Consider the following 10,624-nt stretch of genomic DNA (forward strand, 5'->3'; position numbering starts at 1 on the left):
TGCTGTGATGGCCGAACTGGACCGCTCCAACGTCTGCCGTTCTGTCTGACGCCTGAATCTCCGCGCAGCTGATCTGCCTGCGACCTTCGGGACGTGGGCAAGCTCCGATTCGATCGCGTCGTCCTCGACTACTCGGCCCGGCGCCGCGCCGCTGATGGCTCGCTGATCGTCCCTGGGCAGTTCGCCCGAAGCGGCCTCCAGACCTACCGCAACCCCGACGGCTCTGAGCGGATCGAGTACCGCCCCGCCGCCATGGTACGCGCCTCGGCCTCGACGTTCGAGGGCGTCTCGATCACCGACGAGCACCCGGGCACGTTCGTCAACGCCGACAACTGGACGCAGCTCGCGAAGGGGCACCTCCAGAACGTCGAGGCGGTCGACGACGACGGTGAGACCTGGCTCCGCGGCCAGTTCCACTTCAAGGCGCGCGACCTGATCGACCGCGTTGAGCGCGGCGAGAAGCCAGAGCTCTCGGGCGGCTACTTCGCCGACGAGGTCCCGATCCCAGGCGAATACAAGGGGCAGCCCTACCACTGCGAGCAGGCCGACGTCGTGGGCAACCACGTCGCCTCGATCGCGCAGGGCACCGCCCGCGCCGGCCGCGGCGCCCGCCTACTCCTCGACAGCACAGGAAACCAGCTCCCCCCGGGGGGCGATGAATCGCCGGCCGGCGTGCGCCGCGACGGCAAGGAGAAGCAGATGAACGAGTTCGAGCTGAAGCTCGGCGGCATCCCGTTCCGCTTCACGGCCGACGCGACCGCGCGTGCGGCCCTGGAGCAGGAGCTCGAGCACGGCCGACAGGCACGGGCCGACGGTGACACCCGAGTCGCCGAGGTCCAGCGGAAGGTGGACGCGCTCACCGCCGAGCGCGATCGCGAGAAGGGCCGAGCCGACTCGGCGAGCGGAACGGTCGATTCGCTGACCGCCGAGCTCGCCGACGCTCGCGACCCGGCGAAGCTCGACGCGCGCGCCGCGGCTCGCTCCGAGTTGGTGCGCCAGGCGCTCGCCCTCGGCGCGAAGCGCGACGCGCTGCGCCCGAAGGACGGCAAGGCGCCGACCGACCGCGAGATCAGGATCGCGGGGCTGCGCGCGGCCGGAGTGAAGGTCGACGCGAAGGCTTCCGACGAGTGGATCGCCGGGGCGCTCGAGGCCGAGGCCAGGCACCAGGACGCGCTCGAGCGCGCTGGCGTCCGCACCGTCGCGGACCTCGCCGACGACGCCGTCTCCGTGGACGACGACGAGCGCGAGGACAGCGACCCGATGCAGCCGCTGTGGGACGCGCGCGATCGCGCCGCCCGCCGCGACGCCGGAGAGGAGGACTGAGCCATGCCCTGGATCACCGCAGTCACTCAGCCCACGACCTACGTCGAGGGCCAGGTCGTCGGCTCCGTCCGAGAGGCGTACGCGCGCTTCACCGGCACGGCCGGAATTCGCGCCGGCCTCGTGTGCCAGCGCGGCGCCGTCTTCGGACAGGCCGCCCCGCTCGCCGCGCTCGCCGCGCTCGACGCAGACTCGATCGTCACGCTCGCCGCGGGCATCGTCCCCGTCGTTGCGGGCCAGACCGTGCAGGACGTGGCCGGCGCGCCCGGCGGCGTGCTCAACGGCGTCGTCGGGTTCCGTCGGATCTTCAACCCCCGCCGCATCACCTACACCTTCAGCGCCCACGCGAACTGGGGCCTCGCGGCCCAGGGCTGGAGCTGGGGTCGCACCCTCGGCATCGACGCCGACGGCCGCTACCACGAGGAGGACTGGACCTTCCCGGCCGGCGGCGGCGTGACCGTCACGACAGACACCACGTTCGCCCAGCACCTCGCCACGCTGATCGGCCCCTGCGACGGCGCCGGCGGCGGCACGCTGACAATCGGCACCGCGGGCGGCGCGGGCTCCTGCCGCACGCTCGGGAAGCTCGATTACGGCATCGCCGCCTACGAGCGCGCGATCGAGCCGAGCGCCACGGCGACGCTCACCTTCGACGTCACCGACCCGATGGTGATGGTGAAGGATGGCCTGGTCGCGGCCATCGTCGAGACGACCGCCGCGCTCGCCGTCACCGAGGGCGATCCCGTCGCCGTGCGCGTCGTCGCTGCCGCCCTCGACGTCACGGGGCAGATGACCCGCTGGGGCTCGGAGGCGCAGCAGTCCGGAAACTTCGCGCTCCTCTCGGGCGCCTACTGGGCCACGGCCGCCGCCGCGGGCGCGCCTGCGCTCGTCAGGATCGGAGGCTGAACATGAAGACCAGAGAACGAGGGACGATCCCGAAGTACACCGGCCAGTCGCCCGCCGAGAAGCGGTGGAGGGCCGACCAGCGGCGCTGGGTTGACAGCTTCTGCCGCGACATGCGCGGCCGAGGGTTGATCCAGGACACCGACACGGCGCTCTTCACGCGGTCGCTCGCGCAGATCCTCGCGCGCCCGTTCGACAGGCGCTACGTCGCGCTCATGGCCGAGTCCATGATGGAGCGCGGCGAGCCCGTCGACATGGCGGCGGCCTCGGTGATGAGCCGCGGTCACGAGGTCTTCGGAGAGGCGACGCTGACGGCGACCTACGAGACCGAGATCGCGACGGTCGAGGTCCAGGGCCAGGAGCACCCGCAGCCGATCTACGGCGTGCTCACGAAGTTCAACCTCGGCTACCAGCAGATCCGCCAGGCGGCCTACTCCCGCGTGCCGCTCCCCGCGATGCTGGGCGACGGCGCGAACCGAGTCGTCGCGACGACGGTGGACCAGGTCCTCTCGACCGGCAACGCCTCGGCGGGCATCACCGGCATGATCAACAACGCGCTGGTCCCCGTGGTCCAGGGCGCGGTCACGCTGATCCCCGTCGCAACGACCGGCCTCTGGGCCGCGGCGGCGACGACGAACGCCAACATCGTGACGGACTTCTCACTCTGCATTGCGTGGCTCGAGCGCACCTCGCTGTACAAGGTCACGCACGTCGCGGTGGCCCCGCTCGAGTGGGGCCGGCTGATCACGCCCGACACGGCCGCGGGCTACGCGCCGAACCTGAAGACCGTGCTCGAGAACACCTTCGGCATCACGATCGTGCCGTGGCCCAGGCTCACCGGCCAGTCGGCCACCGGCCCGGCCGGTACGAACCGCGCCATCTTCTACGAGAAGTCGCTCGACGTCTTCTCGCCGATGGTCTCGGCGGGTCCCGAGCAGTTCCCGCCCGTGCCCACGGACACCGGGTACTCGATCACGCTGCACCGCCGCGTGGGCGGAGTCGAGTCGATGCACCCCCTCGGCGCGCTCTACTTCGACATGGCCTGATCGTCGCTTCTCGCCGCCGGGCGGTTCCTCTCTCCCGCCCGGCGGCGCTCCTCCCCAGGGAATCTCCGCGCGAGCGTCGCGCGTGTGACCGTCGAGAGCGATGGTCACCGTCGCCAGCTTCCGCGCGCACCACCCGGAGATGACCACTGCGCCGCCCGACGCCGTGGTGCAGGACGCGATCGATAAGGCCGGGCGCATCCTCGACGCCACTGTGATTCCGGCCACGGTCTACGATGACGCGGTCGAGTGGCAGGTGTACGTTATCCTCGCCGTCTCGCCGTACTCCCGCGACAAGCGCGTCTCGGTGACCGAGGACATGCTCGCAGGCGCGCGGGCCTGCCTGGACGACATCATCCGTGGGGCCGGGCGCGTGTACCGGGTGCTGCCGTGAGCGTGGACGCGGACATCATCGCGAAGATCGCAGACCTCCTCGATGGGTCCGACTTCGGAGTGCACCCTGACGGATCCTCGCTCGCCGTCCCGGTCGGAAAGCTCGTCGTAGTCGGACCTGACGAGCTCGTCCAGGGCGCCCCGTGCGACGCGGACCCCCGTCCCGCCACGATCCTCCCCGGCGAGCACTACCCGCCGACCATCACCGGAGGGCGTCCCGCGAACGTCGCCGGTCACGAGCGGTACGACGCCCGCGTGATTCGGATTGTCGTCAACTACGGGTATACCCCCGACGACGGGCCGACGGCGATGCACCAGCGCATCTCGGACGACCGGCTGACGATCAAGAACGCACTCGAGTACCCATTCAACATCGATCTGGTCGATGGCTGGGTCACGTCCCATGTCGCCACCGACGCGATCGTGCCGCAACGAAACCAGGACGGCCCCACGGGGATCTTCTCGCTCGCGCTGGAACTGCGAGTTGAGTACAGGGAGACGCTTCCATGAGTGACCAACAAGCCACGCTTTCGGCGATCGCCATCATCGACCAGGTCGAGGCCGACTCCACGCGCTTCGGGACGACCATCGCCACCGGGGACATCGTGGCCTTCGCCGCTGACGGGCTCGGCGCGCTGGCGGGTGACGGCGTTTCTGGCCGCACGATCGTCTCAGGCGCCCTGGCCCTCATCACGCTCTCGAACGCCAACATGGTCGGCGCGATCCTCCGCTGCGTCTCGGCCGCGAACGCGACCTCAGCGCCGAACGTCGGACTCGAGCGCCAGGTGGTCCAGTACACGACAGCCACCGGGACGTGCGTCTGCGACCTGTGGCCGGCGCGCACGCAGATCGGCGACACCTTCGTCATCGTCTCGACGGGTGCCCCGGTGATCGCCGAGGACACGGGCGGCTCGGCCGTGCAGCTCGAGGACGCCAACCACGACACCGCGCTCGAGCCCGACGACCACTGGAACGGGTCGGCCTACGCGGGCGGGCCCTACGTGTGGTGCCGCCAGGTGACGAACACGCCCGAAACGACGCTGCGGCTCATCACCGACTACACGAACGTCGGAGGCATCTTCACCGTCGGGTTGGCAGGGAACTCGGCGATCGGCGACCTCGCGAAGATCGTCTGCTGTCCGGAGTGCACCGGGGAGATCAAGTGCACCGAGGACAAGATCGCCCGCTCGAGCATGGGGCGGTTTGAGGGACCCTTCGCCGTGCGCGGCCTGCGGAAGGCGAGCGGCACCCTGGAGTTCCAGGCGCGAGGATCCGGCCCCGACAGGCAGGGACTCCTCGGCGAGATCGGCCGCTTCCTCGGCTGCGGCCTCGCCGACGTCTCAGCTGTTGCAGGGGTCCCGATCTCTGACCTCACTGCGGGGGCCGGCGGGACGACCGTGAGCGTGGCCTACGGCGCCGGGACGGCCTACAACGGCAGGGTCTACGTCTCGGCATCCGGCGACGCCTTCGTCTGCGCCGACACGACGGCGGCACCCGCGACGCCGTTCGTCCCGTCGCCATCGCTCCGCATCCCGATCGTGAACGCCTCGACGATCCGAGGGCTCCGGACGTGGCACCCATCGGACGTCGCGCGCCGCCTGATGACCATCTACCAGTGGTGGTCCGACGGCATCTTCGAAGAGATCTACGGCTGCGCGCCGAGCTGGGAGCTCGAGTGGGCGCTCGGCCAGCCGATGAAGTACAAGATGGCGGTCCAGGGCTCAGACTACTACCGCGTCCACTGCGACGACCTCGTCCAGGACCTCGTCCGCGCCTTCCGCCTCAAGCGCCCGACGATCGCCCCGCTGATGTCGAGCGGTGGCCGGCTGGTCTACGCCGGGGTCGAGATGGAGGTCGAGAACGCGACGGTGAACATCGGGCCGGGCTACGCCACGAAGGGCGCGGTCGGTGCCCCGAACCACAATGCCGGGTTCAGGCACGCGACCTCGAGGCCGACGTTCAAGATCGCGGCGAAGGTCGCTGCCGAGAACAAGCGGTGGATCGAGGACGCGGCGAGCGGCGACAGGTCCGAGGGGACGTCGCTCTCGATCCAGGAGGGCTCGATCCCTGGGAAGCCCGGCGTGCACTTCTGGTGGGCCCACGACGTCCAGCTCAAGACCCTGGACTTCACCGGCGGCGACGGCGTCGTGACGATGACGGCCGAGGGCGAGGTGATCGACCACGACACCGACTCGTCCTTCCTGCCCTGCTGGCTCCTGGCCCAGGGCTGACGCGCGAGAGGAGAGAGGGATGTTCGACCTGAAGCAGCTCGAGATCGACCTGAGGCCCAGGACGTCGTACTGGCTCGGGGACCCCGACATCGACCAGGCGACGGCCGACCACCAGGCGTGGCGCGAGCGCGGCGAGGGCCTGGAGCCAATACCCCAAGGCAAGCCGGCCGGATGGCTCTGGCGCCCGCTCGACGAGTGCGAGCGCGACGCGGTGCTGCTCGCCGAGGGACGCCGCACAACCGACGAACTCGACGGCATGCGCCTCACCGTGGCCTACGGGCTCCTCGCGATCGACGGCGTGGCCCTGCGGCGGCGGTCCGACACGATCCCGTCGCGCCTCGTGACGCAGGCGCTGTCCATCGTAGCCAGGATCGGCGAGAAGTACCCGGCGCGGGTCCCCCGCGTCAACCCCGAGACGGGAGCCCCAGAGGTCAACCCAGGGACGGGCGAGCCGGTCATGGACGTGATCCCGGCTCTCACCTGGATCTCAGGGCTGATCTACGGGGCGACGTTTCAGCGGGGCGGGTGACGCCCATGACGCCGGCGTCCTACTGGCCGAGACCTTCTCGCGCCAGATCGACGCCAAGGTCCCGCCGTGCTCGATCTCGTGCAGCTACGCCCGGCAGTGCTGGGTCCCATGGGCGCTCCGGGGCAGCGGAGCCGTCGAGCCCGTCGGCCCGTGGTCAGCGCCTGTGGACATCTGGGCGAGCTGGCCCGACTGCCCCCGCCACTACCTCGGGGACCGCTACATCGTCGGCGGCGAGGCCGTGCAGCTCTCGGAGGCCATTCGGTGGGCTGCGCTACGCGGCCTGCGGCGCAAGACCTCGGCCCGCGTCTCGCATCTCGCTCGGGTCTGGTCGCGGCTCGACGGGGCCCAGGCGCGGCTCGAGACCCACATCGCCGCGCAGCGGAAGTCGTGAGGTGACCCGATGACCGTCGCCGTCGAGATCCGCCACACACCAGGCACGCGCCTCACCGCGCTCATCAAGTCGTTGGGCACGAAGTTCGGCAGGGGCGAGGTCTTCGTCCGCGGCGCGTTCAACCAGCAAAAGGCGGCCTGGCTCGTCGGCACCGTCGGCGACCCGCTGAAGGTCCCGCCGGGCTGCCCCGCCGTCGTCGAGGCTCGCGCCATCATCCGGGCGGCGCCATGGGGCGACCACCTGAAGGTCGAGGCGGCGCTTGCGAAGGCGGCGAAGGTGATCGCCGCGTGGCTCCGAAACCGGATCGCGACCGGCGGGCTCGGCCACAACAAGCCGGCGACGATCAGGCGGAAGACCTGGCTGGTGAGCATCGGTCGCGCGACCTCTAGGCACGGGGTCCCGCCGCCGCCGGGCGAGCAGACCGGGCACCTGCTCGATGCGATCCAGGGGCATTGGAGGCGGTGATGGCTGGCGCGGAAAACGAACAAATCTCCTTTGTCCTGAAGGTCCTGAACGAGGAGGCGACCAAGAAGTCGCTCGAGAGCGCGAAGGCCACGGTCAAGGAGATGACCGAGTCCGAGAAGCGATGGGCGCTCGAGGACGAACGGGCCGCGCGCGCGAGGGTTGCAGCTCAGCAGGCCGTCGTCGCCGCCCAGCGGACCGCCGAGCAGCAGTCGCGCCGCCTCTCGGAGATCCAGCGCACCGAGTCCGCTCGGATCATGGAGCGGATCGAGGGGATGAAGGTCGCCTACCAGACGATGCGGGTCGTCTTCCAGGGCGCCTATCAGGCGGCTCGAGCCCTCGGGGAGTACAGCTCAGACCTCGGCCGCGAGTACGACGAGTTGGAGTCCAGCGCCACCGGGTTCATGCGCGCCCTGGCCGATGGCGTGGCCCGAGGCGGCGGCTTCACCGACTTCATCAACGGCCTCACCGGGTCCTTCAGGGATCTCGCCCCAGCGGCCAGGTCGGCCGGCTCGGACGTGTCGAACTTCGTCGGCGAGCTCCGGGACTGGATCGGCTACTTCTCGGGCGGGCGCCTGGGGAACACCGGGACCGGGACGCGGGCCGGCATGGTCGAAGCCCTGCGTCGTCGGCAGCCCGGGTACATGACCCCGGTCGGCGACGACTACGACACGGGCTGGGGGGAGATGGGCGAGTACGCCAACCTCCCGCAGTCGACCCAGGAAAATCTGTTTTACGACGAGGGCACGGTCTTGCCTGGCGGGCAGACCACGCTGCCCTCAGGGTTCCTGGGGAACCAGGGCGTCCGAGCTGGCCGGGGGCGCACCAGGACCGGAGGTGGCGGATCTAGAAACACGCAGACCAGGATCACCGACGAGCAAATGCTCCAGGAGCTTGAGCGTCTCGGCGCCGGAGCTCGAGATGAGGCCTCGCGCCAATTCTACGACGACATTTACAACAACCAGACGAACGTGATCGAGGAGATCCAGCTTGAGGAGGAAACGCGCCTTGCCGCCTTCGCCACGATGAAGGCAGCGACGGACGCCCAGGCGGATCTCGATCGTGAGGCCCACCGGATGCGCCTCGAATGGGCCGCAGAGGAGAAGGCACAGCAGCAGGCGATCCGCGACTACACCCGCGAGCAGGTAATCGGCTCCGTGACGGCGTTCGCGTCCCTGGCCCAGACCGGCGGGAGTGTCTTCTCGCAACTCGCCGCCCAGCAGGAGCAGCAGATCGCGAACATCACGAGCGTGCTCCAGGCGTCGGGTGCCTCGCAGAAGGCGATCGAGAGCGCGACGAAGGCGCACACGGATCGCCTCGACAGACTGAAGAAGGCCGAGGGCGGATTCCTCATCGCCTACAACACGGTAATGGCGGCGACGGCCGTGGCCCAGGCGGCGACCGCCTACGGCGAGATGAGGTACGACGCGATGGCGGCGCACATCACCGCCGCCGCAGGTTACGCCGCCGCCGCCGTCATGGCTGGCGTCCGTCTCGGGGATGACGGGAGCGGTGGCGGCGCTGCCAGTTCGGCTGTCGGCCCAGGGACACCGTCCTTCTCCTCCCAGGCAGAGCGGTCGACGCCCGGCGAGAACACCTCGACGAACGTGACGATCTTCGCCTGGGGTACATCGAACAGCCAGCTCGGTCGCAGCGTCGAGCGCGCCCGCTGGGAGTACGAGCGGAGCGGCGGCGATGCCGACATGCTCTCCGGCGCATCGGGGTATGACCAATGAGCGCCTTCCCGAAAATCCTCTGGGGCATCACGGTTCCGGCTGGTGGCTGGGTCTTCGCCTTCAACGACGGCGTGGCCCGCACGGTGACGGTTCCGGCCGGGACCTACGACCACATCCTCGACCTGTGCACCGACCTCCAGGCGTTGCTCATCGCGAGTCCGTCGGCGCTCACGTTCACCGTGACGTGCTCGTCGCTTGGGACCGTCGTGATCTCGGCTGATGGCGCCTGGACGGTGAGCTGGGCCGGGACGGCGAACGCTCTGTCCTCGCAACTCGGGTTCGCGGAGACGGAAGCCGTTGATGGCGCGAACGCCCTCACCGCTACGAGCCAGCACCTCTCAGGCTGGTACCCCGGCCTGATGTCCTGGGGCCGCACGGTCAACCGGGGGACCGGCTTCGCGAGCCGGTTCGGCTTCAAGATGACATGGCCGGTGAGCCAGGCGATCGCCGGGAACGAGGAGGCGCGCACGATCGGCCCGGCGAACCCGTCGCGGGAGTCCCCGTTCGAGCTCGACGTGATCACCTGGACCGAGTACGACGACACGCTCCGGGGCCTGGCGGCCTGGTGGACCGCGTGCGTCATGGCACCGTTCTACGTCTACCCGAACCGGGCGCTCGGGACCGTGGCCTCGTGGGGGACTCAGAACGTCGATTTCTACATCGCCACCCTGGTCGATGGCGTGGTCCGTGACCGCGACGTGCCGCCGCTGTACGTCGCCGTCTCGGCCCTGTTCCACCGGGAGCCCGTCTGATGACATGGTCGAGTGAACCGTCTGGGAAGGCCATCGTCTGGCTGCGAGTCGCCGGGATCGAGTACGTGTTCGCCGACGAGTACTCGGGCGGGCTCGAGCCCCCCGTCGCAGACCTCTGGTACTGGGACGGAGCAGGGAACCGGCTTTTCTCAGGTGTCAAGCCATGGATGCGCTGGGGCGGCTGCACGGTCGAGGAGCGCGCCTCGTTCGTTGACGGCACCCTCCAGGTCCAGTCGTTCCCCGTCGAGATCGTCGACGTCGGCGGCGGCGTCTCGGCGATGATCCAGTCGTGGCGGGCCCTCCGCATGACGCGCCTCACGGCCTCGCTCATGATCGGCGACGTCGCGGCCACGGTCGACGACTACTCGGCCTGGCCCGCCGCCGGGGTCCTCTACTGCGGGCTCGAGGCGTGTGCCTACACCGGCAAAGCCGGCGGCGACTTCACCGGGCTCACCCGTGGCCTCTACGGTTCGCTCGAGGCTGACCACGTCGTCGACACGTCGGTGTACCCCCGCCGTCAGCCTGCGGTCTTCGACGGCGCCTCCGTGTTCGCCGGGCGCCGCGCCGACGTTTACGTCTCGATGCTCGACGCGACCGGGACGCCTGGCACGAGCGAGTGCGTGTACCGGGGGATCATCGGCCAGAACGTCGAGGCGGTCGGCGGGGCGATGAAGTTCGAGATCGAGCCGATCACCGGGTTGTGGTCGAGGAAGGCGGGGCAGAACCTCCCACGCACGTCTGTCAAGCCGTGTTTCTGGTTCTCTGGCGAGACGTACCGCTGCGCGATCAACATCACCGAGTTCGACATGACGGCGACGCCGCCGACGGAGCTTTCAACGTCGGCGCCGACGCAATACTACTTCA

Annotated in this window: 12 protein-coding genes; all 12 read left to right on the forward strand. The window is 69.7% G+C overall.

Annotated features, from left to right (window positions below; all coding sequences use genetic code 11):
* The first annotated feature begins 93 nt into the window (after positions 1–93).
* The gene (locus WC493_RS19410) at positions 94–1,323 is read left to right on the forward strand and encodes a DUF2213 domain-containing protein (protein WP_373067572.1); all 1,230 of its coding nucleotides are present in this window, start codon (positions 94–96) and stop codon (positions 1,321–1,323) included.
* 3 nt (positions 1,324–1,326) lie between these two features.
* Complete coding sequence (locus WC493_RS19415; RefSeq protein WP_373067574.1) at positions 1,327–2,226, forward strand: hypothetical protein; 900 nt, start codon at positions 1,327–1,329, stop codon at positions 2,224–2,226.
* A 2-nt stretch (positions 2,227–2,228) separates the two neighbouring features.
* Positions 2,229–3,269 carry a major capsid family protein gene (locus WC493_RS19420; RefSeq protein WP_373067577.1) on the forward strand — a complete coding sequence of 347 codons (1,041 nt, stop codon included), beginning with the start codon at positions 2,229–2,231 and terminating at the stop codon, positions 3,267–3,269.
* 100 nt (positions 3,270–3,369) lie between these two features.
* Positions 3,370–3,660 carry a hypothetical protein gene (locus tag WC493_RS19425; RefSeq protein ID WP_373067579.1) on the forward strand — a complete coding sequence of 97 codons (291 nt, stop codon included), beginning with the start codon at positions 3,370–3,372 and terminating at the stop codon, positions 3,658–3,660.
* Positions 3,657–4,169: a hypothetical protein gene (locus tag WC493_RS19430; RefSeq protein WP_373067582.1), complete on the forward strand. Its 513-nt coding sequence runs from the start codon at positions 3,657–3,659 to the stop codon at positions 4,167–4,169. The genes WC493_RS19425 and WC493_RS19430 overlap by 4 nt, the downstream gene beginning before the upstream one ends.
* On the forward strand, positions 4,166–5,890 hold the full coding sequence (locus WC493_RS19435) for a hypothetical protein (RefSeq protein ID WP_373067584.1): 1,725 nt from the start codon (positions 4,166–4,168) through the stop codon (positions 5,888–5,890). Before WC493_RS19430 ends, WC493_RS19435 begins: the two co-directional genes overlap by 4 nt.
* 19 nt (positions 5,891–5,909) lie before the next feature.
* Positions 5,910–6,419: a hypothetical protein gene (locus tag WC493_RS19440; RefSeq protein ID WP_373067586.1), complete on the forward strand. Its 510-nt coding sequence runs from the start codon at positions 5,910–5,912 to the stop codon at positions 6,417–6,419.
* A 163-nt stretch (positions 6,420–6,582) separates the two neighbouring features.
* Positions 6,583–6,810 carry a hypothetical protein gene (locus WC493_RS19445; protein ID WP_373067589.1) on the forward strand — a complete coding sequence of 76 codons (228 nt, stop codon included), beginning with the start codon at positions 6,583–6,585 and terminating at the stop codon, positions 6,808–6,810.
* Positions 6,811–6,819: 9 nt separating this feature from the next.
* Entirely contained in the window at positions 6,820–7,275 is a 456-nt protein-coding gene (locus tag WC493_RS19450; protein ID WP_373067591.1) for a hypothetical protein, read from the forward strand.
* A complete protein-coding gene (locus tag WC493_RS19455) occupies positions 7,275–9,008 on the forward strand; it encodes a hypothetical protein (RefSeq protein ID WP_373067593.1) in 1,734 nt (577 codons plus the stop codon). Before WC493_RS19450 ends, WC493_RS19455 begins: the two co-directional genes overlap by 1 nt.
* Positions 9,005–9,760: a hypothetical protein gene (locus WC493_RS19460; protein WP_373067596.1), complete on the forward strand. Its 756-nt coding sequence runs from the start codon at positions 9,005–9,007 to the stop codon at positions 9,758–9,760. The genes WC493_RS19455 and WC493_RS19460 overlap by 4 nt, the downstream gene beginning before the upstream one ends.
* On the forward strand, positions 9,760–10,624 hold an 865-nt coding region (locus tag WC493_RS19465; RefSeq protein WP_373067598.1), incomplete at its 3' end, for a hypothetical protein. The genes WC493_RS19460 and WC493_RS19465, both read left to right, overlap by 1 nt.

It is taken from the genome of Zavarzinia sp. (assembly GCF_041650655.1).
In the GTDB taxonomy this organism is placed as follows: domain Bacteria; phylum Pseudomonadota; class Alphaproteobacteria; order Zavarziniales; family Zavarziniaceae; genus Zavarzinia.

Excerpts from the sequence above, each read along its gene's own strand:
- WC493_RS19420 (WP_373067577.1), top strand. The coding sequence starts at position 2,229 with ATGAAGACCAGAGAACGAGGGACGATCCCGAAGTACACCGGCCAGTCG.
- WC493_RS19435 (WP_373067584.1), top strand. The coding sequence starts at position 4,166 with ATGAGTGACCAACAAGCCACGCTTTCGGCGATCGCCATCATCGACCAG.
- WC493_RS19415 (WP_373067574.1), top strand. The coding sequence starts at position 1,327 with ATGCCCTGGATCACCGCAGTCACTCAGCCCACGACCTACGTCGAGGGC.
- WC493_RS19460 (WP_373067596.1), top strand. The coding sequence starts at position 9,005 with ATGAGCGCCTTCCCGAAAATCCTCTGGGGCATCACGGTTCCGGCTGGT.
- WC493_RS19425 (WP_373067579.1), top strand. The coding sequence starts at position 3,370 with ATGGTCACCGTCGCCAGCTTCCGCGCGCACCACCCGGAGATGACCACT.
- WC493_RS19450 (WP_373067591.1), top strand. The coding sequence starts at position 6,820 with ATGACCGTCGCCGTCGAGATCCGCCACACACCAGGCACGCGCCTCACC.
- WC493_RS19455 (WP_373067593.1), top strand. The coding sequence starts at position 7,275 with ATGGCTGGCGCGGAAAACGAACAAATCTCCTTTGTCCTGAAGGTCCTG.
- WC493_RS19440 (WP_373067586.1), top strand. The coding sequence starts at position 5,910 with ATGTTCGACCTGAAGCAGCTCGAGATCGACCTGAGGCCCAGGACGTCG.